This is a genomic window from Pantoea sp. PGP6 (assembly GCF_053474785.1).
In genome coordinates this window covers 3,657,419-3,681,556 of record NZ_JBQBMA010000001.1, presented here as the reverse complement: position 1 = coordinate 3,681,556, position 24,138 = coordinate 3,657,419, and the positions used below count along the sequence as shown (strand labels likewise).

The window sequence follows — 24,138 nt, the reverse complement described above, 5'->3', positions numbered from 1 at the left end:
TTTCGGCTTAAATTCAGGAGAGTTTATATCATGCGAGTGCTGAAATTCGGCGGGACCTCGGTGGCGAATGCGGAACGGTTTCTTCGCGTCGCCGACATTCTGGAAAGTAATGCGCAACAAGGACAGGTTGCAACCGTGCTCTCTGCGCCAGCAAAGATTACTAACCATCTGGTGGCGATGATTGAAAAAACCATCAGCGGTCAGGATGCTTTGCCGAATATCAGCGATGCCGAACGCATCTTCAGCGAGCTGCTGACGGGTCTGGCTGCCGCCCAGCCCGGCTTTGAGTATGATCGCCTGAAAACCCGCGTTGATCTTGAATTTGCGCAACTGAAACAGGTGCTGCATGGCATCAGCCTGTTAGGCCAGTGCCCCGACAGCGTCAATGCGGCCATTATCTGCCGTGGTGAAAAACTCTCGATTGCGATCATGGAAGCGCTGCTGCAGGCGCGTGGTCACGAAGTTAGCGTAATCGATCCGGTGGAAAAACTGCTGGCGGTCGGTCACTACCTCGAATCGACCGTGGATATCGCCGAATCGACCCGCCGCATTGCCGCCAGCCAGATTCCGCCGCACAACATGATCCTGATGGCCGGCTTCACCGCAGGCAACGAACGTGGTGAACTGGTGGTACTGGGGCGCAACGGTTCAGACTATTCGGCGGCGGTACTGGCAGCCTGTCTGCGCGCCGACTGCTGCGAAATCTGGACCGATGTGGATGGCGTCTATACCTGCGATCCGCGTCAGGTACCGGATGCGCGTCTGCTGAAGTCAATGTCCTACCAGGAGGCGATGGAGCTCTCTTACTTCGGCGCCAAAGTTCTGCACCCGCGCACCATCGCGCCCATCGCCCAGTTCCAGATCCCCTGCCTGATTAAAAATACCGCCAATCCGCAGGCGCCAGGCACGCTGATCGGCGGCCACGGCGAGCTGGATGAAAATCCGGTCAAAGGCATCACCAACCTGAATAATATGGCGATGGTGAACGTCTCCGGTCCCGGCATGAAAGGGATGGTGGGCATGGCGGCCCGGGTGTTCGCTGCGATGTCACGCACCGGTATCTCAGTGGTGTTGATCACCCAATCCTCTTCCGAATACAGCATCAGCTTCTGCGTGCCGCAAAATGAGCTGGCGCGGGCGCGTCACGTGCTGGAAGAGGAGTTCTATCTTGAACTGAAAGATGGCCTGCTTGATCCGCTGGATATCATTGAAAACCTGGCGGTGATTTCGGTGGTCGGCGATGGCATGCGCACTCTGCGCGGCATCTCGGCAAAATTCTTCTCGGCGCTGGCGCGCGCCAATATCAACATCGTGGCGATTGCTCAGGGCTCTTCCGAGCGCTCAATCTCGGTGGTGGTTAACAATGACGAAGTGATCACCGGGGTACGCGTCGTACACCAGATGCTGTTCGCCACCGATCAGGTGATCGAGGTGTTTGTCGTCGGCGTCGGCGGGGTTGGCGGCGCGCTGCTGGATCAGTTACATCGTCAGCAGACGTGGCTGAAGCAGAAACATATCGATCTGCGGGTCTGCGGCATTGCCAACTCGCGCGCGCTGTTGACCCACGTACACGGCATCGATCTCAGCAACTGGAAAGCGGCGCTGAGCGAAGCCAAAGAGCCGTTCAACCTCGGCCGTCTGACCCGTCTGGTGAAAGAGTACCATCTGCTGAATCCGGTGATTGTCGACTGTACCTCCAGCCAGGCGGTGGCCGATCAGTATGCGGATTTCCTCAGCGAGGGCTTCCACGTGGTGACGCCGAACAAAAAAGCCAATACCTCGTCGTGGAATTACTACCAGCAGATGCGCTCGGCGGCTGCGAAGTCACGGCGTAAATTCCTTTACGACACCAACGTCGGCGCAGGCTTGCCGGTGATCGAAAACCTGCAGAACCTGATGAATGCCGGTGATGAGCTGCTGCGCTTCTCCGGTATCCTTTCCGGCTCGCTGTCGTTTATCTTCGGTAAGCTGGATGAGGGCGTGTCGCTGTCGCAGGCGACAAACATGGCGCGGGAGATGGGATTCACCGAGCCCGATCCGCGTGACGATCTCTCCGGTACTGACGTGGCGCGCAAGCTGCTGATTCTGGCGCGTGAAGCGGGTCATCAGCTGGAGCTGAGCGACATTGAGATTGAGCCGTTGCTGCCGGATAACCTGACCGCCATTCAGGATGTCGAACAGTTTATGCAGCGTCTGCCCGAGCTGGATAATGCGTTTGCCGCGCGAGTGGCACAGGCACGCGATGAGGGTAAAGTGCTGCGCTACGTCGGTGTGATTGAAGAGGGCGGCGTCTGCAAAGTGAAAATCGACGCAGTCGACGGTAACGATCCGCTGTATAAAGTGAAAAACGGCGAGAATGCCCTGGCGTTTTACAGCCGCTACTATCAGCCGATTCCGCTGGTGCTGCGCGGATACGGTGCAGGAAATGATGTGACGGCAGCCGGTGTTTTTGCTGACCTGCTGCGCACGCTGTCGTGGAAGTTGGGAGTTTAATAATGGTAAAAATTTATGCACCGGCCTCAATAGGCAACGTCAGCGTCGGCTTTGATGTGCTGGGCGCGGCGGTATCGCCGGTGGATGGTTCACTGCTGGGCGACTGCGTTTCGGTCGAAGCGGCCGATCGTTTCACCCTGACCAACGCGGGCCGCTTTGTCAGCAAGCTGCCGGCCGATCCCAAAGAGAATATCGTTTATCAGTGCTGGCAGCGGTTTTGCGAGGCGGTGGGTAAAGAGATTCCGGTGGCGATGACGCTGGAGAAGAACATGCCGATCGGCTCCGGGCTGGGGTCGAGCGCCTGTTCGGTGGTTGCCGGATTGATGGCGATTAATGAATTCTGCGGCAAACCGCTCAGCGACAGCCAGCTGCTGAGCCTGATGGGTGAGCTGGAAGGGCGGATTTCCGGCAGCATCCATTATGATAATGTGGCACCGTGCTTCCTCGGCGGCATTCAGCTGATGCTGGAAGAGAATGGCATCATCAGCCAGCCGGTGCCGGGCTTTGATGACTGGCTGTGGGTGATGGCCTATCCGGGCATTAAAGTCTCTACCGCCGAAGCGCGGGCGATCCTGCCGGCGCAGTACCGCAAAGAGGACTGCATCAAGCACGGTCGCCTGCTGGCGGGCTTCATTCATGCCTGCCATACGCGTCAGCCGCAGCTGGCAGCTAAACTTATGCAGGATGTGATTGCCGAACCTTATCGCACCCGCCTGCTGCCCGGCTTTGCCGAAGCGCGACAGGCCGCGCAGGATATTGGCGCACTGGCCTGCGGTATTTCCGGCTCCGGTCCGACCCTTTTCGCCGTTTGCAATCAGATGGAAACGGCACAGCGGATGGCTGACTGGCTGAGCCAGCACTATCTGCAGAATGATGAAGGCTTCGTCCATATCTGCCGTCTTGACACGGCTGGCGCACGACAATTGGGATAACGCATGAAACTCTACAATCTTAAGGATCACAACGAGCAGGTCAGCTTCGCCCAGGCGGTGAAACAGGGTCTGGGTTCGCAGCAGGGGCTGTTTTTTCCGCTCGAGCTGCCAGAGTTTGAACTGACCGACATCGACGCGATGCTGGAGATGGATTTTGTCAGCCGCAGCAGCAAAATTCTCTCGGCTTATATTGGTGACGAAATTCCGGCCCACCAGCTGGCCGAGCGCGTCGAAGCCGCGTTTGCTTTCCCGGCACCGGTCAAAGCGGTCAGTGAAGATATCGCCTGCCTTGAGCTGTTCCACGGCCCGACGCTGGCGTTTAAAGATTTCGGTGGCCGTTTTATGGCCCAGATGCTGGCTTACGTCAGCGGCTCAGATGAGCAAATCACCATCTTAACCGCCACCTCCGGCGATACCGGCGCAGCGGTGGCGCACGCCTTTTACGGCATGAAAAATGTGCGGGTGGTGATCCTCTATCCGCAGGGCAAAATCAGTCCGCTGCAGGAAAAACTGTTCTGTACCCTGGGCGGCAACATCGAAACCATCGCCATCGACGGTGACTTTGATGCCTGTCAGTCGCTGGTGAAGCAGGCGTTTGACGATCAGCAACTGAAGCAGGCGATTGGCCTGAACTCTGCGAACTCGATCAACATCAGCCGTCTGCTGGCACAGATCTGTTACTACTTTGAAGCGGTCGCCCAGCTGCCACAAGAGAAGCGGAATCAGCTGGTGGTGTCAGTACCGAGCGGTAACTTTGGTGATTTGACTGCCGGTCTGCTGGCGAAATCGCTGGGCCTGCCAATCAAGCGCTTTATTGCCGCCACCAACGCCAACGATACGGTGCCGCGCTTCCTGGGGAACGGTGAGTGGCAGCCTAATCTGACGGTGTCTACCTTGTCGAATGCGATGGATGTCAGCCAGCCAAACAACTGGCCGCGCGTCGAAGAGCTGTTCCGTCGTAAGACCTGGCGTTTAACCGATCTGGCCTACGGTGCCGTTTCGGATGAGACCACCCGCGCTGCGATGCGTGAGCTGGCCGAAATTGGCTATGTCTCTGAACCGCACGCTGCAATTGCCTGGCGTCTGCTGCGCGATCAGCTGCAGGAAGGGGAATATGGTCTGTTCCTCGGCACCGCGCATCCGGCGAAATTCAGAGAGAGCGTAGAAGAGATTCTGCAGCAGACGCTGACGCTGCCGCCAGAGTTAGCCGAGCGGGCAGAATTGCCGTTGCTGTCACACCCGATGCAGGCCGATTTTGCCGCGCTGCGGGCGTTTTTACTGAAATAAGCGCGAACCCGGTTCCGCCTGTGCTTGCCGTTGCTGGCCAGCACAGGCGATACGGACGCTTACTGTTCGGCGCGTTTGAAGACCAGCTCAGTCTCGCTGCTGCTGGCGGCATCAAAGCAGTAACCCTCCAGATCAAACTGCTTCAGCTGCTCCGGTCGCGTCAGGCGCTGCTGAATCACATAGCGACTCATCAATCCACGCGCTTTCTTGGCGTAGAAGCTGATCACTTTATAACTGCCGTTTTTCTGATCGAGGAAGACCGGCTTGATCACCTGTGCCTGCAGTTTCTTCGCTTTGACCGCTTTGAAGTACTCGTCTGACGCGAGGTTAATCAGCACCGCATCACCCTGTTCCGCCAGTGCCGCATTCAGCGTCTCAGTCAGTAAATCGCCCCAGAAGCTGTAGAGATCTTTGCCCGCCGGATTGGCCAGCCGGATGCCCATCTCCAGCCGATAGGGCTGCATCAGGTCGAGCGGACGCAGTACGCCATACAGACCTGACAGCATACGCAAATGCTGCTGAGCAAAGTCGAAATCCTGATCGCTGAAGGTCTCTGCCTGTAAACCGGTATACACATCGCCTTTAAACGCCAGAATCGCCTGACGGGCGTTGTCCGGGGTGAAATCAGGCTGCCAGCTATTGAAACGCTCGGCGTTGAGGTGGGCCAGTTTGTCGCTGATCCCCATTAACGAGGCGATGTTGGCGGGTGACAGATCGCGCGCAATCTCAATCAGCTGTTGTGACTTTTCTAACAGGGCCGGCTGGGTAAAGCGCGGGGTCGCCAGCGGACTTTCATAATCCAGCGTCTTGGCGGGCGAGATCACCATCAACATAGTTGCTTCCTCGGTTAACACCTGGTTTTACAGGGCATTGGCAGTGGGTATAGCCGCGCAGTGTAACAAAAAAGGCGTAAAGAATGACGAATCACACCGATTTGTTCAGGCGAGGGTAAACGGCATTCCCTGACCTTGCGCCACCGGTGCCGCGTGATATTATCGCAACAGCCTTTTTTCACCCTGACAGTTAACTAAGAGAAAAGAACATGACGGACAAACTTACTTCCCTGCGTCAGCTCACCACCGTGGTAGCCGACACCGGTGATATTGCAGCCATGAAGCTGTATCAGCCGCAAGACGCTACCACCAACCCTTCTCTGATTCTCAACGCCGCACAAATCCCTGAATACCGCAAACTGATCGATGAAGCGATCGGCTGGGCGCGTGAGCAGAGCAGCAACAAAGAAGAGCAGTTGCAGCTGGTTTCTGACAAGCTGGCAGTTAACATTGGTCTGGAAATTCTTAAGCTGATCCCGGGCCGCATCTCGACTGAAGTCGATGCCCGTCTCTCTTACGATACTGAAGGCAGCATCGCTAAAGCCCGCAGCCTGATCAAACTCTATAACGATGCCGGCATCAGCAACGACCGCATCCTGATCAAACTGGCCTCAACCTGGCAGGGTATCCGCGCGGCGGAACAGCTGGAAAAAGAGGGGATCAACTGTAACCTGACGCTGCTGTTCTCCTTCGCTCAGGCCCGTGCCTGTGCCGAAGCGGGCGTGTTCCTGATTTCACCGTTTGTTGGCCGTATCCTCGACTGGTACAAAGCCAACACCGATAAGAAAGAGTACGCGGCACACGAAGATCCAGGCGTGGTTTCCGTCTCTGAAATCTACAACTACTACAAGCAGCACGGCTATGAAACCGTGGTGATGGGCGCCAGCTTCCGTAACGTTGGCGAAATCATCGAGCTGGCTGGCTGTGACCGTCTGACCATTTCACCTGCGCTGCTGAAAGAGCTGGCAGAGAGCGAAGGCACACTGGAGCGTAAACTGAGCTACAGCGGCGAAGTGAAAGCGCGTCCGGCTAAAATGACCGAGTCTGAGTTCCTGTGGCAGCACAACCAGGACCCAATGGCGGTGGCGAAACTGGCGGAAGGTATCCGCAATTTTGCCGTTGATCAGGGCAAACTTGAGAAAATGCTGGCAGAACTGCTGTAATGATTCACCGTGACGGCACCGTCCGTCACGGTTTCCCTTTTCCGTCACTTTCGCTTTGTATTATCCTTTCTGCTCTTTCCTTTTTTTCTGCCGCACTGCGGTACATCACAGCGAACATAATCATGAACACACTACGCATAGGCCTGATCTCGGTGTCCGATCGCGCCGCCAACGGCATCTATCAGGATCAGGGCATTCCGGCGCTGGAAAGCTGGCTGAGCAGCGCCATCAGCACGCCATTTGAGATTGAGTCACGGCTGGTGCCGGATGAGCAACCGATGATTGAGCAGGCCATTTGTGAACTGGTTGATGAGCGTTTCTGCCATCTGGTGCTGACCACCGGTGGTACCGGACCGGCACGACGTGACGTCACACCCGACGCCACCTTAGCCGTCGCCGACCGTGAAATGCCCGGTTTTGGTGAGCAGATGCGCCAGATCAGCCTGCAGTTTGTGCCAACCGCCATTCTGTCGCGTCAGGTCGGCGTGATCCGTAAGCAGTCGCTGATCCTCAACCTGCCCGGCCAGCCAAAGTCGATTAAAGAGACGCTGGAAGGATTGAAGGACCAGCAGGGCAAGGTGAAGGTGCACGGTATCTTCGCGTCCGTACCTTATTGTTTACAGTTGCTGGAAGGGCCGTACGTCGAAACGCACGCCGAAGTGGTAGCAGCTTTTCGGCCTAAAAGCGCGATACGTGAGATAAATAACTAAATATTCCGCATTTCAGGCATAAGCTACAGCCTGACTGGTGTGGCAAAAGATTGACGGTATAGTAAGCCCAGCTTTACAACCTTTTTCTTTTGCCTGTGGAATATTATGAATCCGACACCTGCTCAGCGCCTGACTGGCAAAGATTACAAAACGCTGGCGCTGGCCGCTCTGGGCGGCGCGCTGGAATTTTACGACTTCATTATTTTTGTCTTCTTCGCCACGGTGATTGGCGAACTGTTTTTCCCCGCCGACATGCCGGAATGGCTGCGTCAGCTGCAAACCTTTGGCATCTTTGCGGCAGGTTATCTGGCGCGTCCGCTGGGCGGCATCATCATGGCGCACTTTGGCGATAAGGTCGGGCGTAAAAAGATGTTCAGTCTGAGCATCTTGCTGATGGCGTTACCGACACTGATGATGGGCGCGCTACCGACTTATCAGACTATCGGTATCGCCGCACCGTTGCTGATGCTGCTGATGCGCATGTTGCAGGGAGCGGCGATTGGTGGCGAAGTGCCGGGCGCCTGGGTATTTGTCGCTGAGCATGTGCCCTATAAACGCATCGGCATCGCCTGCGGCACGCTGACGGCCGGGCTGACCGTCGGTATTCTGCTGGGTTCGGTGGTGGCGACGCTGATCAATACCTCACTGTCACCGCAGGCGATTCATGATGGCGGCTGGCGTATCCCGTTCTTCCTCGGCGGCCTGTTTGGACTGGCTGCGATGTACCTGCGTCGCTGGCTGCATGAAACGCCGGTGTTTACTGAGATGCAGCAGCGCAAAGCGCTGGCCGAAACCCTGCCGCTGAAAACCATGCTGGCGAATCATAAGAAATCGATTGTGATCTCAATGCTGCTGACCTGGCTGCTCTCCGCCTGCATTGTGGTGGTGATCCTGATGTCACCGGTCTGGCTGCAGAAGCAGCAAGGGATGGCGCCTGCGCTGACCCTGCAGGCCAACAGCATCGCCACTATTATGCTCTGCTTCGGCTGTATTATTGCCGGTATGGCGGCTGACCGTTTTGGTGCCAGCCGTACGCTGTGTGCCGGTAGTGTGCTGCTGGCACTTTGCAGCTGGCAGTTTTATCACCTGACCGCACTCTATCCGCAGCAGCTGTTCCTGCTGTATGGGCTGGTCGGGCTGAGCGTCGGCGTGGTCGGCGTGGTGCCGTTCGTGATGGTGCGGGCCTTTCCGCCGGAAGTGCGCTTCACCGGACTCTCTTTTTCCTACAATCTTTCCTATGCGATCTTTGGCGGCCTGACGCCGATCTGTGTGTCGTTGCTGATGAATGTTTCAGTGATGGCACCGTGCTGGTATGTGATGGCGCTGGCGCTGGCAGGACTGGTTACCGGGATTTGGCTGCGGCGTGATATCAGCCATGCGCCTGGCCTGCCTGAGGCGGTGAAACAGGCGTAGTAGCGACACGCGGAGCCGGGCTCCGCGTGTTAACGCAATCAGACCGGCTTTGCGCCAATCGGCAGAATGGTACGGTCGAAGGTTTCGTTCAGCACTTCACCCATGGCCAGATAACAGGCGCTGGCACCACAGACGATACCCACCCAGCCGGCATACGGCACCAGAGCCGGCAGATCGGCGAGATGCGCTACCGCCAGCAGGGCAAACAGCAGCGTGAGCGAGGCAAACACAAACTGCAGCATCCGCGCACCCTTCAGCGTCCCGACGAACATAAAGAGCGTGAAGATGCCCCACAGGGCCAGCCAGGCTCCCAGAAAGTGTGGGTCAGTGGCTTTTGTCAGGCCCATTTGCGGCAGCAACAGTATCGCCACAAAGCTCAGCCAGAACATGCCGTAAGAGGTAAACGCGGTCAGCCCAAAGGTATTGTTCTTTTTGTATTCCAGCAGTCCGGCCAGCACCTGCGCAATACCACCATAAAAAACGCCGGTGGCCAGAATCGCCACGTCCATGGCGAACAGGCCCGAGTTGTGCAGATTTAACAGGATGGTTGTCATGCCAAATCCCATTAATCCCAGCGGGGCAGGGTTAGCCAGTGTTGAATTTGCCATAGTTCCTCGGCGGTAAAATGATCATTGATGATAAAAAAGGTCTCAGCCTCGATCCGCGAGGTGAGCAGAGCGCCGCATCATATTCAGTGTCCTGCCCACGGTCTTTGATCCCAACAGGGCCAATATTGAAAAATTTTTTTTGGTTTAACCCTTGATGCGCATCGAAGCGGCCCCATTTACTTGTCATCGAGCGTTGTGAACGTTGGAAAAAAAGCATGTGCTGGCAGGTTGAATGCAAACAACTCGCCCACATAAAAGGTTCACAACCCAAATTGGCAACGAATTTAAGTGGGAGATGTTTAGATGGGTAAGATTATTGGTATTGACCTGGGTACAACCAACTCTTGTGTTGCGATCATGGATGGCACTAAAGCACGCGTGCTGGAGAATGCCGAGGGCGATCGCACCACGCCTTCAATTATTGCTTACACGCAGGACGGCGAAACTCTGGTCGGTCAACCGGCTAAACGTCAGGCAGTGACCAACCCGCAGAACACCCTGTTCGCGATTAAGCGTCTGATCGGTCGTCGCTTCCAGGACGAAGAAGTACAGCGTGACATTAAAATCATGCCGTACAAAATCACCAATGCAGACAACGGTGACGCCTGGCTGGAAGTGAAAGGTCAGAAAATGGCACCGCCGCAGATCTCTGCTGAAGTGCTGAAAAAAATGAAGAAAACCGCCGAAGATTACCTCGGTGAGCCAGTAACTGAAGCCGTTATTACCGTTCCGGCCTACTTTAACGATGCGCAGCGTCAGGCGACCAAAGATGCCGGCCGTATCGCGGGTCTGGAAGTTAAGCGTATTATCAACGAACCAACGGCAGCAGCGCTGGCGTATGGTCTGGATAAAGGCCAGGGCAACCGCACCATCGCAGTTTACGACCTGGGTGGCGGTACCTTCGATATCTCAATCATTGAGATCGACGAAGTTGACGGCGAGAAAACCTTCGAAGTACTGGCAACCAACGGTGATACTCACCTAGGTGGTGAAGACTTCGATAGCCGCCTGATCAACTACCTGGTGGCTGAATTTAAGAAAGATCAGGGCATCGATCTGCACAACGATCCGCTGGCGATGCAGCGTCTGAAAGAAGCGGCAGAAAAAGCGAAAATCGAGCTCTCTTCTGCTCAGCAGACCGACGTGAACCTGCCGTACATCACGGCTGATGCGACCGGTCCTAAACACCTGAACATCAAAGTGACGCGTGCGAAGCTGGAATCACTGGTCGAAGATCTGGTTGCCCGTTCTATCGCGCCGCTGAAAGTTGCGCTGCAGGATGCCGGTCTGTCCGTTTCTGACATCAACGACGTTATCCTGGTCGGTGGTCAGACTCGTATGCCACTGGTTCAGGCCAAAGTGACTGAGTTCTTTGGTAAAGAGCCACGTAAAGACGTGAACCCGGATGAAGCGGTTGCAGTGGGTGCAGCGGTTCAGGGTGGTGTACTGGGCGGCGACGTGAAAGATGTGCTGCTGCTGGACGTTACCCCACTGTCATTGGGTATCGAAACCATGGGTGGCGTGATGACGTCGCTGATCAGCAAGAACACCACGATCCCGACCAAGCACAGCCAGGTGTTCTCAACTGCTGAAGATAACCAGTCAGCCGTGACCATTCACGTGCTGCAGGGTGAGCGTAAGCGCGCCAATGACAACAAGTCACTGGGCCAGTTCAACCTCGACGGTATCCAGGCTGCACCGCGCGGTATGCCGCAGATCGAAGTGACCTTCGACATCGATGCGGACGGTATCCTGCACGTGTCAGCGAAAGATAAGAACAGCGGTAAAGAGCAGAAAATCACCATTAAAGCCTCTTCTGGTCTGAACGATGAAGAGATCGAAAAAATGGTGCGCGACGCGGAAGCGAACGCCGAATCTGACCGTAAGTTCGAAGAGCTGGTACAGACGCGTAACCAGGGTGACCAGATTGCCCACAGCACGCGTAAGCAGCTGGATGAAGCGGGCGACAAACTGACCGCTGACGATAAAGCACCTATCGAAGCTGCGCTGGCTGCACTGGAAACCGCGCTGAAAGGCGAAGATAAAGCGGAAATCGACGCCAAAATGCAGGCGCTGATGGAAGTGTCCGGCAAACTGATGGAAGCAGCACAGCAGTCTCAGGCGGGTGCGGCGGATGCCGGCGATGCGTCAGCGAAGAAAGATGACGACGTTGTCGACGCTGAATTCGAAGAAGTGAAAGACAACAAGAAATAATTGCCCCTGACCGGGCGCGACGGTTGGCCTGACAGCCGTTGAAACCAGCACGGGCGTAGGAGTTCTCTCCACGCCCGTGCGATCATGTTAAGGGCTAAATAAATATGGCGAAGAGTGATTACTACGAGATTTTAGGCGTCGCCAAATCCGCAGACGAGCGTGAAATCAAAAAGGCTTACAAACGCCTGGCAATGAAGTTTCACCCGGACCGTAATCCCGGTGACAAAGAGGCCGAAGCCAAATTCAAAGAGGTTAAGGAAGCCTACGAAATCCTGACCGACGCGCAGAAGCGGGCGGCTTACGATCAATATGGCCACGCAGCCTTTGAACAGGGCGGCATGGGCGGCGGTGGATTCGGCGGCGGCGGCTTTGGTGGCGGCGGCGCAGATTTCAGCGATATCTTTGGCGACGTTTTCGGTGACATCTTTGGTGGTGGCCGCCGTCAGCGCGCAGCCCGTGGCGCCGATTTACGCTACAACATGGAGCTGTCGCTGGAAGAAGCGGTACGCGGCGTGACCAAAGAGATCCGCATTCCAACGCTGGAAGAGTGTGACGTCTGCCACGGCAGCGGCGCGAAAGCGGGCACGCAGCCTCAGACCTGTTCGACCTGTCACGGTGCCGGCCAGGTGCAGATGCGCCAGGGCTTCTTCACCGTACAGCAAGCCTGTCCGACCTGTCACGGTCGTGGCTCGGTGATTAAAGATCCGTGCAATGCCTGTCATGGTCATGGCCGGGTAGAGAAGTCGAAAACGCTGTCAGTGAAAATCCCGGCCGGGGTCGACACCGGTGACCGCATTCGGCTGAGCGGTGAAGGTGAAGCGGGTGAGCAGGGCGCACCAGCCGGCGATCTCTACGTTCAGGTATCGGTGAAGAAACACCCGATTTTCGAACGTGAAGAGAACAACCTCTACTGTGAAGTGCCGATCAACTTTGCAATGGCAGCACTGGGCGGTGAGATTGAAGTGCCAACGCTGGATGGTCGCGTGAAGCTCAAAGTGCCGTCTGAAACCCAGACCGGCAAACTGTTCCGCATGCGTGGACGCGGCGTGAAGTCGGTACGCGGCGGCGCGGTCGGCGATCTGCTGTGCCGGGTAGTGGTGGAAACGCCTGTCAGCCTCAATGAGAAACAGAAAGCGCTGTTGCGTGAACTGGAAGAGAGCTTTGGTGGCCCGAGCGGTGAACACAACAGCCCGCGCTCCAAAAGCTTCTTCGACGGCGTGAAAAAATTCTTTGATGACTTAACCCGTTAAGCGCATCACCCTCTGAAGCCAGCGCATTGTCGCTGGCTTTTTTTTGCCTGTTACCATAACTCGTCTTTTCCGAGTGATATACGCTAAATAATCTGTTTTTTTCGAGCTATCATTATCGGTATTCTTAGAGCCTTGATTGATCTCTGGAGAAGGACCCTGCGTATGAATATCAGACTAAAAAAAATCCTGCATAGTGATGCCACCGGTGGCGTGGTATTAATCCTGGCCGCCGCGCTGGCGATGATCCTCGCCAATAACGACGCAACGCAGCAGGGCTATCGCGATCTGCTGGCGATTCCGGTGCAGTTCCGTTTCGGCGATCTCGATATCAACAAAAACCTGCTGCTGTGGATCAATGACGCGCTGATGGCGCTGTTTTTCCTGATGGTCGGGCTGGAGGTTAAGCGTGAACTGGTGATGGGCGCGCTGGCGAAACGTGAGCAGGCCATCTTTCCGCTGATCGCCGCGCTGGGTGGCATGGTGGCCCCGGCAATACTGTTCCTGCTGTTTAACGGCGCTGACGTTGAGACGCGCAGCGGCTGGGCGATCCCGACCGCCACCGACATTGCATTTGCGCTGGGTATTCTGGCGCTGCTAGGCAACCGGGTGCCACCGGCTTTGAAGATCTTCCTGATGGCGCTGGCGATCATTGATGACCTCGGGGCGATTGTGATTATCGCGCTGTTCTATACCCACGATCTGTCGGTCGCGTCACTGGGCGTCGCTGCCGCCGCGATTGGGGTGCTGGCGCTGATGAACCTGCTTAACGTGCGCAATACCGGCCTCTATCTGCTGGTGGGCATGGTGCTGTGGACCGCGGTGCTTAAGTCAGGCGTACACGCCACGCTGGCCGGTGTGGTGGTGGGTTTCCTGATCCCGCTGGCGAAGAAAGAGGGGCATTCACCGGCAATCCACCTTGAGCATGCGCTGCATCCGTGGGTGCGCTGGCTGATCCTGCCGCTGTTTGCCTTCGCTAATGCCGGCGTCTCGCTGGACGGCGTCTCCTTCGACAGCCTGTTCTCGCTGCTGCCGCTCGGCATCATTGCTGGTCTGCTGATTGGTAAGCCGCTGGGTATCACGCTGTTCTGCTGGCTGGCGGTAAAAATGGGCCTCGCCCGGCTGCCTGAAAATACTCACATTAAGGATATCGCAGCGGTTGGGGTGTTATGTGGCATCGGTTTTACCATGTCGATCTTCATCGGCTCGCTGGCTTATGGCGACACTAATGCTGAACTGATTACCCTGGCGAAGCTGGGCATTCTGATCGGATCGATTCTCTCGGCGGTGCTGGGCTACCTGATTCTGTGGCGGCGTCTGGCACAGCGTGCCGGCTGAGCAGCTGGGAGTGAGGAATGATGTCGCACATTAACTACAATCATCTCTACTACTTCTGGCACGCCTGCCGGACCGGATCGATTGTCGGTGCCGCTGAGGCGCTCTCCCTGACGCCGCAAACCATCACCGGACAGATTAAGGCGCTCGAGGAGCGCCTGCAGGGCAAGCTGTTCCGCCGGCAGGGGCGTGGGCTGGTGCCGACCGAGCTGGGACAGCTGGTGTTCCGCTATGCGGACCGGATGTTCATGCTCGGCCAGGAGATGCTGGATATTGTTAACTACCGCAAAGAGTCGCATCTGCTGTTTGACGTCGGCGTGGCGGACGCGCTGTCTAAACAACTGGTGAGCAAGGTGCTGGAGACGGCGGTGGTGGCGGATGAGAAGATTCATCTGCGCTGCTTTGAGTCGACCCATGAAATGCTGCTGGAGCAGCTCAGCCAGCACAAGCTGGATATGATTATCTCTGACTGCCCGATCGATTCGACCCAGCAGGAGGGGCTGTTTTCGGTCAAGCTGGGCGAGTGTCCGGTCAGCTTCTGGTCAACGCTGCCGCTGCCCGAGCGGCCTTTTCCGGCCTGTCTGGAGACGCGCCGGCTGTTGATTCCGGGACGCCGTTCGATGCTGGGACGTAAGATTCTTAACTGGATCAATAGTCAGGGATTGCAGGTCGACATCCTGGGCGAATTTGATGATGCGGCGTTAATGAAAGCGTTCGGGGCCGGGCAGAATGCCATTTTTGTCGCTCCGGTGCTGGACCGGCAGGATATCTGGCAGCGTGAGGTGATCGAAGAGGTCGGGCGGCTGGATACGGTATTAGAGGAGTATCACATCATCTTTGCTGAGCGAATGATTCAGCATCCGGCGGTACAGCGCATCTGTCATGCAGACTTCAGCACGCTGTTTCCACGCCCTGTTACAGACGAAAAAAAACCGGCGTAAAAGCCGGTTCTTTCAACAAAGCGATGAACAAGCGGCGATTAAGCCAGTTTGTTGATCTGTGCAGTCAGGTTTGCTTTATAACGTGCAGCTTTGTTTTTGTGGATCAGACCTTTAGCAGCCTGACGGTCCACGATTGGTTGCATTTCATTGAATGCGTTCTGCGCAGCAGCTTTGTCGCCTGAAGCGATCGCCGCGTATACTTTCTTAACGAAGGTACGCATCATAGAGCGGCGGCTAGCGTTATGCTTACGGCGTTTCTCAGATGTTACGGCGCGTTTCTTAGCTGATTTGATATTAGCCAAGGTCCAACTCCCAAATGTGTTCTATAGAGACAAATCAAAGGCCGAGGACTATGCCCTTCCAACCTGATTTTGTCAATGGATTTGTGCAAATAAGCGTCGCTCTATGAGCAGCACTCGGTTACGTATTTGATGGCGCAAGATTCTACCAGCTTCCCCTCGCTGAATACAGTATTTCGCGACAAAATTCTTATCCGCGGCCTCCGCGCCAGTAAATGCGCACCGTTAAGCATGAAAGGCGTGCTGACGGGTTAACCTTAGCCGGTTTCAAGGGTATAATCCGCCGATTTCCACCGGTTTGAGTCAGCCATGAAGTTTATCCGCGGTATTCATAATCTTAACGAGCAGCATCGCGGCTGCGTTCTGACCATTGGTAATTTCGATGGCGTGCACCGCGGTCATCAGGCGCTGATGTCCCGCCTGTGTGAAGAGGGACGGAAGCGTAATTTACCGGTGGTGGTGATGGTTTTTGAACCGCAACCGCTGGAACTGTTTGCTGGCGACAAAGCCCCGGCGCGTCTGACGCGTCTGCGTGAAAAACTGCGCTATCTGGCTGAAGCCGGTGTCGATAAAGTGCTGTGCGTTCGCTTTGATCGCCGTTTTGCGGCGCTGTCGGCGCAGAGTTTTATCAGCGAATTATTAGTTGAAAAACTCGACGTGAAATACCTCGCGGTGGGCGATGACTTCCGCTTCGGCGCTGGTCGCCAGGGCGATTTCCTGTTATTACAGAAAGCCGGTGCGGAGTATGGCTTTGATGTTGTCAGCACTGAAACCTTCTGTGACGGCGGCAAGCGCATCAGCAGCACCGCCGTGCGTCAGGCACTGGCCGCAGATGACTTAGCGCTGGCGCAATCGCTGTTAGGCCACCCTTTTAGTATTTCAGGTCGTGTGGTGCACGGTGATGCACTGGGACGCACGCTGGGTTTTCCGACCGCTAACCTTCCTCTGCGCCGCAGCGTTTCGCCGGTGAAAGGCGTTTATGCGGTTGAGGTTCATGGCCTGACACCTGAGCCGATCCCCGGCGTGGCCAACATTGGCACCCGTCCGACCGTAAAAGGTTTACGCCAGCAGCTTGAAGTTCACCTGCTTGACATCAATATGAATCTATATGGCCGGCACATTGACGTGGTGCTGAAGCAGAAATTACGAAACGAGCAGCGCTTTGCCTCACTGGAGGCGTTGAAAGAACAAATTGCGAAAGATGTGGTAACGGCCCGGCAGTTCTTCGGGCGTTAACCTGAGCGAAAAACGGAATCGAGAATCTGATGAGTGACTATAAATCTACCCTGAATTTGCCGGAAACGGGATTCCCGATGCGTGGCGATCTGGCCAAACGCGAACCGGGAATGTTGCAACGCTGGAATGCTGACAACCTGTACGGCATTATCCGCGAAGCCAAAAAAGGGAAAAAAACCTTTATCCTGCATGATGGCCCTCCGTATGCGAACGGCAGCATTCATATTGGTCACTCCGTTAACAAGATTCTGAAAGACATTATCGTCAAGTCGAAAGGCATGGCGGGCTATGACTCGCCGTACGTACCGGGCTGGGACTGCCACGGTCTGCCTATCGAACACAAAGTTGAGCAGATGATCGGCAAGCCAGGCGAGAAGGTCAGCGCTGCCGAGTTCCGCGCAGCGTGTCGTAAATATGCCGCCGAACAGGTTGAAGGCCAGAAAGCAGACTTTATTCGTCTGGGCGTGCTGGGCGACTGGGATCGTCCTTATCTGACGATGGACTTTACGACCGAAGCCAACATCATTCGCGCGCTGGGTAAAATCATCGACAACGGCCACCTGCACAAAGGCGCCAAGCCGGTGCACTGGTGCCTTGATTGCCGTTCTGCGCTGGCAGAAGCGGAAGTAGAGTACTACGACAAGACTTCCCCTTCGATTGACGTGATGTTCAACGCTATTGATGCCGATGCGGTACGTCAGGCCTTTGGCGCTGCGCAGGTTGAGGGTCCGATTTCACTGGTGATCTGGACCACCACGCCGTGGACGCTGCCGGCTAACCGCGCCATCTCGTTAAACGCGGAATTTGACTATCAGTTGCTGCAGATCGATGGTCGTGCGCTGATCCTGGCGAAAGATCTGGTCGAAAGCGTGATGAAGCGCGCGGGCGTCAGCGAATGGCGTGTGCTGGGCGAATGCAAAGGCGCGGCGCTGGAGCTGCAGAAATTCCAGCATCCGTTCCTGGCGATTCAGTCGCTGGTGGTGCTGGGCGATCACGTGACGCTGGAAGCCGGTACCGGTGCGGTACACACGGCGCCTGGCCACGGCCCGGATGACTATGTCATCGGCCAGAAATATGGCATCGAAACCGCCAATCCGGTCGGCCCGGATGGCAGCTATCTGCCAGGCACCTATCCGACGCTGGATGGGGTCAACGTATTTAAAGCCAACGACATGATCGTTGAGCTGCTGAAAGAGAAAGGCGCGCTGCTGCACGTTGAGAAACTGCTGCACAGCTATCCGCACTGCTGGCGTCACAAAACGCCCATTATCTTCCGTGCCACGCCGCAATGGTTCATCAGCATGGATCAGAAAGGCCTGCGTGCGCAGTCGCTGCAGGAGATCAAAGGCGTGCAGTGGATCCCGGACTGGGGCCAGGCGCGTATTGAATCAATGGTGGCTAACCGTCCTGACTGGTGCATCTCGCGTCAGCGTACCTGGGGCGTGCCGATGGCGCTGTTCGTCCATAAAGAGACAGAGCAGCTGCATCCGGACACCCTGTCGCTAATGGAGAAAGTGGCGCAGCGCGTTGAGCAGGATGGCATTCAGGCGTGGTGGGATCTCGATCCGCGTGACCTGATGGGCGACGATGCCGATCACTACGTTAAGGTGCCTGACACCCTGGACGTCTGGTTTGACTCCGGTTCAACCAGCTATTCGGTGGTCGATGCGCGTCCTGAATTTGGCGGTCACACCCCGGATATGTATCTGGAAGGCTCGGATCAGCATCGCGGCTGGTTTATGTCTTCACTGATGATCTCGACGGCGATGAAAGGCAAAGCGCCTTATCGTCAGGTACTGACGCACGGTTTCACCGTGGATGGTCAGGGCCGTAAGATGTCGAAATCGATCGGCAACACCGTGTCGCCGCAGGATGTGATGAACAAACTGGGCGCTGATATTCTGCGTCTGTGGGTCGCCTCTACCGATTACTCTGGCGAAATGGCGGTTTCGGATGAGATCCTGAAACGCTCTGCCGATGCCTATCGTCGTATCCGCAACACCGCACGTTTCCTGCTGGCTAACCTCAGCGGTTTCAATCCGGCCACCGATCTGGTGCAGCCGGAAGAGATGGTGGTCGTGGATCGCTGGGCAGTGGGCCGCGCACAGGCGGCGCAGGCCGATATCACCGCCTCCTACGAAAACTACGACTTCCATGAAGTGATTCAGCGTCTGATGCAGTTTTGTTCGGTGGAGATGGGCAGCTTCTATCTCGACATCATCAAAGACCGTCAGTACACCGCCAAAGGCGACAGCCTGGCGCGTCGCAGCTGTCAGACCGCGCTGTGGCACATCGTTGAAGCGCTGGTGCGCTGGATGGCACCGATCATGTCGTTTACTGCGGATGAGATCTGGGGCTACCTGCCAGGCGAACGCGCTCAGTACGTCTTCACCGAAGAGTGGTACCAGGGCCTGTTTGGCCTGGCGGACAATGAAGCGCTGAACGACGCCTACTGGGCTGAGCTGCTGCAAGTACGCGGTGAAGTGAACAAGGTGATTGAGCAGGCGCGTGCCGACAAACGCATCGGTGGTGCACTGGAAGCAACGGTGACGCTGTATGCCGAGCCGGAGCTGGCAGCCAAACTGCAGGCGCTGGGCAATGAGCTACGCTTTGTGCTGCTGACCTCAGGTGCGCAGGTGGCGGATTACGCCCTGGCGAACGACGAAGCGCAGCAGAGCGAATTGCTGAAAGGTCTGAAAATTGCCCTGCATAAAGCGGAAGGCGAGAAATGTCAGCGCTGCTGGCATTACACTACCGACGTCGGTCAGAACCCGGAGCACGCTGAGGTCTGCGGTCGTTGTTATACCAACGTAGCCGGTAACGGTGAAGAGCGTAAATTTGCCTGATGCGTAAACCTATTTTATCAACCGGATTGCGCTGGCTGTGGCTGGTGCTGGTGGTAATTGTTGTCGACTTCGCCAGTAAGCAGTGGGTGATGAACAACATGATGCTGCACGAAACGCAGCCGCTGATACCGTTCCTGAACCTGTTTTACGCCCACAACTACGGTGCGGCGTTCAGTTTCCTGGCGGACAAAGGTGGCTGGCAGCGCTGGTTCTTTGCCGGCATCGCGCTGGCAATTGTGGTCTCGCTGCTGGTGATGATGTATCGCAACCGTGCCAGTCAGAAGATCGCCAACATCGCTTATGCGTTGATCATCGGCGGGGCGATAGGCAACCTGTTCGATCGCTCTTATCACGGCTTTGTGGTCGATTTTATCGATTTCTACGTCGGTAACTGGCACTTCGCTACATTTAATATCGCTGACTGCGGAATCTGTATTGGTGCGGCGTTAGTGGTGCTGGAGGGCTTTCTCAGCCCTACCGGCAAACAGGCAAAACAGAAAGGGTAAGTGATGAGTGAGTCTGTACAGCGCGACAGCGCGGTGTTGGTACATTTTACGCTGAAGCTGGAAGATGGCTCGACGGCGGAATCGACCCGTGCAAACGGTAAGCCGGCGCTGTTTCGTCTGGGCGATGGCAGCCTGTCGGCCGCGCTGGAACAGGCGTTGCTCGGGCTGAAAGCCGGTGAAACTAAACAGTTCACCCTGGCACCGGAAGAGGCGTTCGGTAGCGTCAGTCCTGATCTGATTCAGTACTTCTCCCGGCGTGATTTTATCGATGCGGGCGAGCCAGAAGTGGGTGCCATTATGCTGTTTACCGGCATGGGCGGCAGCGAAATGCCAGGCGTGATCCGTGAAGTCTCGGGTGATTCCATCACTGTGGATTTCAACCATCCGCTGGCAGGCCATCGCATTCAGTTTGATATTGAGGTGCTGGAAATTGATCCGGCGCTGGAGGCGAACGATGCAAATCCTGTTGGCTAATCCGCGCGGTTTCTGCGCTGGCGTTGATCGGGCAATCAGTATTGTTGAGCGCGCACTGGAGATGTATGGTGCGCCGATCTATGTGCGTCATGAAGTGGTGCACAACCGCTACGTGGTCAACAGCCTGCGTGAGCGTGGTGCGATCTTTATTGAAGAGATCAGCGAAGTGCCGGATGACGCGATTCTGATTTTCTCTGCGCACGGTGTTTCTCAGGCCGTGCGCGCAGAAGCCAAAGCGCGCAATCTCACCATGCTGTTTGACGCTACCTGTCCACTGGTGACCAAAGTGCATATGGAAGTGGCCCGCGCCAGCCGTAAGGGTGTGGAAGCGATTCTGATTGGTCACGCTGGTCATCCGGAAGTAGAAGGCACCATGGGGCAGTACAACAACCCCAACGGTGGCATGTACCTGGTCGAGTCGCCGGAAGATGTGTTTAAGCTGACGGTTAAAGACGAGAGCAATCTCAGCTTCATGACCCAGACCACGCTGTCGGTGGACGATACCTCTGATATCATTGACGCGCTGCGTCAGCGTTTTCCGTCGATTATCGGGCCGCGTAAAGATGATATTTGCTACGCCACTACCAACCGCCAGGAAGCCGTACGTACTCTGGCGCGTGACGCAGACGTGGTGCTGGTGGTCGGCTCGAAGAACTCGTCCAACTCTAACCGCCTGGCGGAACTGGCACAGCGTGCCGGTAAGCTGGCGAAGCTGATTGACTCGGCAGATGATATTCAGGAAGAGTGGGTCAAGGGCGTTGAGTGCATCGGCGTCACCGCGGGTGCCTCTGCGCCGGATATTCTGGTGCAGCAGGTGATCCAGCGTTTGCGTAAGATGGGCGGCGAAGCGGCGATTGAGCTGATTGGCCGGGAAGAGAATATCGTCTTCGAAGTGCCGAAAGAGCTGCGCGTCGATGTACGTGAAGTGCAGTAACCTTCTGATGTAATTCAAAAATAAAGGCCGACTCAGTTCGGCCTTTTTTGTTTTTCTATACAGCCGACACGGCACTTTACGCCATCGCGATTGCTTTTACTGATAATCGTGCGCGGCTGGCATAAAATTCTTATTATCCCTGATTAATAGTGGCGTGCCTGTTAACTCGTGGTTAACCTGATCACGCTTTGGATGCATAGTTTTGTTTTAGGAATGAATAAATATGAAAATTATCCGTATTGCAATTGTCGGCGCACCGGGTCGTATGGGCCGTAATCTGATCCAGGCGACGCAGCAGACGGAAGCGGTGGAACTGGGTGCGGCACTGGCGCGTCCTGGCTCCTCTTTGATCGGTAGCGATGCCGGTGAATTAGCCGGTATCGGCAAAAATGGCATCATCATCGCTGACGACCTACGCGCGGTGATCGATGATTTCGATGTGCTGATCGACTTTACCCGTCCTGAAGGCACGCTGGATTATCTGGCTGTCTGCCGTGAGCACGGTAAAGCGTTGGTGATTGGCACCACCGGGTTTGATGAAGCTGGTAAAGCGGCGATCCGTGCGGCCGCAGAAGAGATTGCGATCGTGTTTGCCGCTAACTTCAGCGTTGGCGTTAACCTGGTGCTGAAGTTGCTGGAGAAGGCCGCCAAAGTCATGGGCGACTACGCGGATATCGAAATTATTGAAGCTCACCATCGCCACAAAGTGGATGCGCCTTCTGGCACCGCGCTGGCGATGGGGGAAGCCATTGCCGATGCCATGCAGTGGAAACTGGATGAGCATGCGGTTTACAGCCGTGAAGGTTACACCGGCGAACGCCAGCCGCAGACCATCGGCTTTGCCACGGTGCGGGCAGGGGATATCGTCGGCGAGCATACGGCAATGTTTGCAGATATCGGCGAGCGGGTAGAGATAACCCACAAGGCTTCAAGCCGAATGACCTTTGCAAAGGGGGCGGTTAAGGCGGCATTTTGGTTGAAAGATAAGAAATCTGGCCTGTTTGACATGCGTGATGTGCTGGATTTGTCGATGTTGTGAGTGTTGTGAACCATCGTGATGTGGTTATTTCAATCGGTAATGGCTTGATTGAAAAGGGGCAATGTTTTCATTGCCCTTAATTTTATAAAAAATAATCCTCTCTGATAAAATTCCTCTCGTAAGTGTTATTTGTCGTTATTTGCTGTGATCTTTTTCTGTCGCTTTCGCTGTTTTTGACCATTTGGTCAAAAATAACAGTCTCCTGCTGGCTGTTTCGCTTTTTTACCGTCTGGCAAACGATTATTCCGCCGAGTTTTCCTCTCTTTTTGCCGCTTATGCGCGGTTTCACGTTCAGAAGGCAGATAATAGTAAAAAAATTCCGGCTCAGGGTAGACAAGTACCAGGTCGATCATTAGAATGCGCGCAATTTGCCAAAAATCGACAATTCAGGCGGTTTTTGCATTGATTCAGGCTACTATTTTGAATTAATATGCAGATATTGTGACTGTTTATTCCCTGGAGGATGTTTTGATTAAGTCAGCGCTCTTGGTTCTGGAAGACGGAACCCAATTCCACGGTCGGGCCATCGGGGCAACAGGGTCGGCAGTGGGGGAAGTCGTTTTCAACACCTCAATGACCGGTTATCAAGAAATCCTCACTGATCCCTCCTATTCCCGCCAAATCGTCACTCTCACTTATCCTCATATCGGCAATGTCGGTGCCAATGCCGCCGACGAAGAATCCAGTCAGATTCACGCTCAGGGCCTGGTTATTCGCGACCTGCCGCTGATTGCCAGCAATTTCCGCAGTGAAGAGGGCTTATCCGCCTATCTGCAGCGCAATAACATTGTAGCGATTGCCGATATTGATACCCGTAAGCTGACTCGCTTACTGCGCGAGAAAGGGGCGCAAAACGGCTGCATCATCGCCGGTGACAACCCGGATGCAGCGCTGGCGCTGCAAAAAGCCCAGGCGTTCCCGGGTCTGAAAGGCATGGATCTGGCGAAAGAAGTCAGCACGGCCGAAACCTACAGCTGGCAGCAGGGCAGCTGGCAGCTGGAAGGAGGACTGCCAGAGCAGTCATCAGCCGATGCGCTGCCTTACCATGTGGTCGCCTACGACTACGGTGCCAAGCGCAATATTCTGCGGATGCTGGTGGATCGCGGCTGTCGCCTGACGGTAGTGCCGGCTCAGACGCCTGCGGAAGAAGTGCTGAAGCTGAACCCGGATGGCATTTTCCTCTCCAACGGTCCCGGTGACCCGGAGCCGTGTGACTATGCGATCACCGCCATTCAGGCATTTCTGAACACCGATATCCCGCTGTTTGGTATTTGCCTCGGCCACCAGTTGCTGGCGCTGGCCAGCGGTGCAAAGACCGTCAAGATGAAGCTGGGCCACCACGGTGGTAACCATCCGGTGAAAGATCTCGATAACAACCGCGTGATGATTACCGCGCAGAACCACGGATTCGCGGTTGATGAAACCGAGCTGCCGACTAATCTGCGTGTGACCCACATTTCACTGTTTGATAAGACCGTGCAGGGCATTCACCGCACTGACAAGCCGGCTTTCAGTTTCCAGGGCCACCCTGAAGCCAGTCCTGGACCGGGCGATGCCGCGCCGTTGTTTGACCACTTTATTGAATTGATTGACGCATTCCGTTCGAAAGCGAAGTAATCAGGAGCTAA

At 55.8% G+C, this 24,138-nt stretch carries 20 protein-coding genes and 1 other annotated feature (1 of these 21 running past the window's edge); of the genes, 17 read left to right on the top strand and 3 right to left on the bottom strand.

The genetic code is table 11. The features are described from left to right. Nucleotides 1-4: a sequence feature (Thr leader region), on the top strand (it extends 115 nt beyond the left edge of the window). A 26-nt stretch (nucleotides 5-30) separates the two neighbouring features. The 3 genes from thrA to thrC are packed head-to-tail and all read left to right on the top strand — an operon-like array spanning nucleotide 31 to nucleotide 4,712. Continuing rightward, nucleotides 31-2,493: a bifunctional aspartate kinase/homoserine dehydrogenase I gene (gene thrA, locus ACLIBF_RS17900; RefSeq protein ID WP_031376024.1), complete on the top strand. Its 2,463-nt coding sequence runs from the start codon at nucleotides 31-33 to the stop codon at nucleotides 2,491-2,493. A gap of 2 nt (nucleotides 2,494-2,495) precedes the next feature. Further along, the gene (thrB, locus tag ACLIBF_RS17895) at nucleotides 2,496-3,425 is read left to right on the top strand and encodes a homoserine kinase (protein ID WP_279810086.1); all 930 of its coding nucleotides are present in this window, start codon (nucleotides 2,496-2,498) and stop codon (nucleotides 3,423-3,425) included. Between the two features lie 3 nt (nucleotides 3,426-3,428). After that, on the top strand, nucleotides 3,429-4,712 hold the full coding sequence (gene thrC / locus ACLIBF_RS17890) for a threonine synthase (protein WP_031376022.1): 1,284 nt from the start codon (nucleotides 3,429-3,431) through the stop codon (nucleotides 4,710-4,712). 59 nt (nucleotides 4,713-4,771) lie between these two features. Here thrC and yaaA read toward each other — a convergent pair whose 3' ends face one another. Continuing rightward, nucleotides 4,772-5,545 (bottom strand): peroxide stress protein YaaA, encoded by a 774-nt coding sequence (yaaA, locus tag ACLIBF_RS17885; protein ID WP_031376021.1) that lies wholly within the window; start codon nucleotides 5,543-5,545, stop codon nucleotides 4,772-4,774. Between the two features lie 209 nt (nucleotides 5,546-5,754). Between yaaA and tal the strand changes: the two genes are divergently transcribed. The 3 genes from tal to ACLIBF_RS17870 all read left to right on the top strand — a co-directional run bounded on the left by tal (nucleotide 5,755) and on the right by ACLIBF_RS17870 (nucleotide 8,831). Next, nucleotides 5,755-6,708: a transaldolase gene (gene tal, locus ACLIBF_RS17880; RefSeq protein WP_069728450.1), complete on the top strand. Its 954-nt coding sequence runs from the start codon at nucleotides 5,755-5,757 to the stop codon at nucleotides 6,706-6,708. A 122-nt stretch (nucleotides 6,709-6,830) separates the two neighbouring features. Then, nucleotides 6,831-7,418 (top strand): molybdopterin adenylyltransferase, encoded by a 588-nt coding sequence (mog, locus tag ACLIBF_RS17875; RefSeq protein ID WP_031376019.1) that lies wholly within the window; start codon nucleotides 6,831-6,833, stop codon nucleotides 7,416-7,418. A 105-nt stretch (nucleotides 7,419-7,523) separates the two neighbouring features. Further along, a complete protein-coding gene (locus ACLIBF_RS17870; RefSeq protein ID WP_448310206.1) occupies nucleotides 7,524-8,831 on the top strand; it encodes an MFS transporter in 1,308 nt (435 codons plus the stop codon). Nucleotides 8,832-8,869: 38 nt separating this feature from the next. Here the strand turns inward: ACLIBF_RS17870 and satP are convergent, their stop codons facing one another. Then, nucleotides 8,870-9,439, bottom strand: coding sequence for an acetate uptake transporter (gene satP, locus ACLIBF_RS17865; protein WP_279810084.1), 570 nt, complete (start codon nucleotides 9,437-9,439; stop codon nucleotides 8,870-8,872). A 303-nt stretch (nucleotides 9,440-9,742) separates the two neighbouring features. On the opposite strand from satP, the gene dnaK reads away from it, so the two are divergent. From dnaK to nhaR, 4 genes are all read left to right on the top strand, one after another. Next, nucleotides 9,743-11,653: a molecular chaperone DnaK gene (dnaK, locus tag ACLIBF_RS17860; protein ID WP_031376016.1), complete on the top strand. Its 1,911-nt coding sequence runs from the start codon at nucleotides 9,743-9,745 to the stop codon at nucleotides 11,651-11,653. A 104-nt stretch (nucleotides 11,654-11,757) separates the two neighbouring features. Then, nucleotides 11,758-12,903 carry a molecular chaperone DnaJ gene (gene dnaJ, locus ACLIBF_RS17855; RefSeq protein ID WP_031376015.1) on the top strand — a complete coding sequence of 382 codons (1,146 nt, stop codon included), beginning with the start codon at nucleotides 11,758-11,760 and terminating at the stop codon, nucleotides 12,901-12,903. Between the two features lie 162 nt (nucleotides 12,904-13,065). After that, nucleotides 13,066-14,238: a Na+/H+ antiporter NhaA gene (gene nhaA, locus ACLIBF_RS17850; protein ID WP_159222726.1), complete on the top strand. Its 1,173-nt coding sequence runs from the start codon at nucleotides 13,066-13,068 to the stop codon at nucleotides 14,236-14,238. Nucleotides 14,239-14,258: 20 nt separating this feature from the next. Then, a complete protein-coding gene (nhaR, locus tag ACLIBF_RS17845; protein WP_069728486.1) occupies nucleotides 14,259-15,176 on the top strand; it encodes a transcriptional activator NhaR in 918 nt (305 codons plus the stop codon). Between the two features lie 38 nt (nucleotides 15,177-15,214). Here the strand turns inward: nhaR and rpsT are convergent, their stop codons facing one another. Next, nucleotides 15,215-15,478 (bottom strand): 30S ribosomal protein S20, encoded by a 264-nt coding sequence (gene rpsT / locus ACLIBF_RS17840; protein ID WP_006117633.1) that lies wholly within the window; start codon nucleotides 15,476-15,478, stop codon nucleotides 15,215-15,217. Nucleotides 15,479-15,784: 306 nt separating this feature from the next. On the opposite strand from rpsT, the gene ribF reads away from it, so the two are divergent. The 7 genes from ribF (at nucleotide 15,785) to carA (ending at nucleotide 24,127) form a co-directional block, all read left to right on the top strand. After that, nucleotides 15,785-16,711, top strand: coding sequence for a bifunctional riboflavin kinase/FAD synthetase (gene ribF / locus ACLIBF_RS17835; protein WP_031376012.1), 927 nt, complete (start codon nucleotides 15,785-15,787; stop codon nucleotides 16,709-16,711). Nucleotides 16,712-16,740: 29 nt separating this feature from the next. Then, a complete protein-coding gene (gene ileS, locus ACLIBF_RS17830) occupies nucleotides 16,741-19,557 on the top strand; it encodes an isoleucine--tRNA ligase (RefSeq protein WP_279810083.1) in 2,817 nt (938 codons plus the stop codon). Further along, nucleotides 19,557-20,063 carry a signal peptidase II gene (lspA, locus tag ACLIBF_RS17825; protein ID WP_031376010.1) on the top strand — a complete coding sequence of 169 codons (507 nt, stop codon included), beginning with the start codon at nucleotides 19,557-19,559 and terminating at the stop codon, nucleotides 20,061-20,063. Before ileS ends, lspA begins: the two co-directional genes overlap by 1 nt. A gap of 3 nt (nucleotides 20,064-20,066) precedes the next feature. Further along, nucleotides 20,067-20,537, top strand: a complete 471-nt coding sequence (fkpB, locus tag ACLIBF_RS17820; protein WP_031376009.1) for an FKBP-type peptidyl-prolyl cis-trans isomerase — start codon at nucleotides 20,067-20,069, stop codon at nucleotides 20,535-20,537. Next, nucleotides 20,518-21,471, top strand: coding sequence for a 4-hydroxy-3-methylbut-2-enyl diphosphate reductase (gene ispH, locus ACLIBF_RS17815; protein WP_448310201.1), 954 nt, complete (start codon nucleotides 20,518-20,520; stop codon nucleotides 21,469-21,471). Before fkpB ends, ispH begins: the two co-directional genes overlap by 20 nt. A 223-nt stretch (nucleotides 21,472-21,694) precedes the next feature. Beyond that, nucleotides 21,695-22,510 carry a 4-hydroxy-tetrahydrodipicolinate reductase gene (gene dapB, locus ACLIBF_RS17810; protein ID WP_448310200.1) on the top strand — a complete coding sequence of 272 codons (816 nt, stop codon included), beginning with the start codon at nucleotides 21,695-21,697 and terminating at the stop codon, nucleotides 22,508-22,510. 468 nt (nucleotides 22,511-22,978) lie between these two features. Beyond that, complete coding sequence (gene carA, locus ACLIBF_RS17805) at nucleotides 22,979-24,127, top strand: glutamine-hydrolyzing carbamoyl-phosphate synthase small subunit (RefSeq protein ID WP_069728445.1); 1,149 nt, start codon at nucleotides 22,979-22,981, stop codon at nucleotides 24,125-24,127. Nucleotides 24,128-24,138 lie beyond the last annotated feature (11 nt).

Excerpts from the sequence above, each read along its gene's own strand:
- fkpB (WP_031376009.1), top strand. The coding sequence starts at position 20,067 with ATGAGTGAGTCTGTACAGCGCGACAGCGCGGTGTTGGTACATTTTACG.
- tal (WP_069728450.1), top strand. The coding sequence starts at position 5,755 with ATGACGGACAAACTTACTTCCCTGCGTCAGCTCACCACCGTGGTAGCC.
- ileS (WP_279810083.1), top strand. The coding sequence starts at position 16,741 with ATGAGTGACTATAAATCTACCCTGAATTTGCCGGAAACGGGATTCCCG.
- dnaK (WP_031376016.1), top strand. The coding sequence starts at position 9,743 with ATGGGTAAGATTATTGGTATTGACCTGGGTACAACCAACTCTTGTGTT.
- nhaA (WP_159222726.1), top strand. The coding sequence starts at position 13,066 with ATGAATATCAGACTAAAAAAAATCCTGCATAGTGATGCCACCGGTGGC.
- dnaJ (WP_031376015.1), top strand. The coding sequence starts at position 11,758 with ATGGCGAAGAGTGATTACTACGAGATTTTAGGCGTCGCCAAATCCGCA.
- thrA (WP_031376024.1), top strand. The coding sequence starts at position 31 with ATGCGAGTGCTGAAATTCGGCGGGACCTCGGTGGCGAATGCGGAACGG.
- ACLIBF_RS17870 (WP_448310206.1), top strand. The coding sequence starts at position 7,524 with ATGAATCCGACACCTGCTCAGCGCCTGACTGGCAAAGATTACAAAACG.
- ribF (WP_031376012.1), top strand. The coding sequence starts at position 15,785 with ATGAAGTTTATCCGCGGTATTCATAATCTTAACGAGCAGCATCGCGGC.
- thrC (WP_031376022.1), top strand. The coding sequence starts at position 3,429 with ATGAAACTCTACAATCTTAAGGATCACAACGAGCAGGTCAGCTTCGCC.
- yaaA (WP_031376021.1), bottom strand. The coding sequence starts at position 5,545 with ATGTTGATGGTGATCTCGCCCGCCAAGACGCTGGATTATGAAAGTCCG.
- mog (WP_031376019.1), top strand. The coding sequence starts at position 6,831 with ATGAACACACTACGCATAGGCCTGATCTCGGTGTCCGATCGCGCCGCC.
- lspA (WP_031376010.1), top strand. The coding sequence starts at position 19,557 with ATGCGTAAACCTATTTTATCAACCGGATTGCGCTGGCTGTGGCTGGTG.
- nhaR (WP_069728486.1), top strand. The coding sequence starts at position 14,259 with ATGTCGCACATTAACTACAATCATCTCTACTACTTCTGGCACGCCTGC.
- satP (WP_279810084.1), bottom strand. The coding sequence starts at position 9,439 with ATGGCAAATTCAACACTGGCTAACCCTGCCCCGCTGGGATTAATGGGA.
- dapB (WP_448310200.1), top strand. The coding sequence starts at position 21,695 with ATGAAAATTATCCGTATTGCAATTGTCGGCGCACCGGGTCGTATGGGC.
- ispH (WP_448310201.1), top strand. The coding sequence starts at position 20,518 with ATGCAAATCCTGTTGGCTAATCCGCGCGGTTTCTGCGCTGGCGTTGAT.
- thrB (WP_279810086.1), top strand. The coding sequence starts at position 2,496 with ATGGTAAAAATTTATGCACCGGCCTCAATAGGCAACGTCAGCGTCGGC.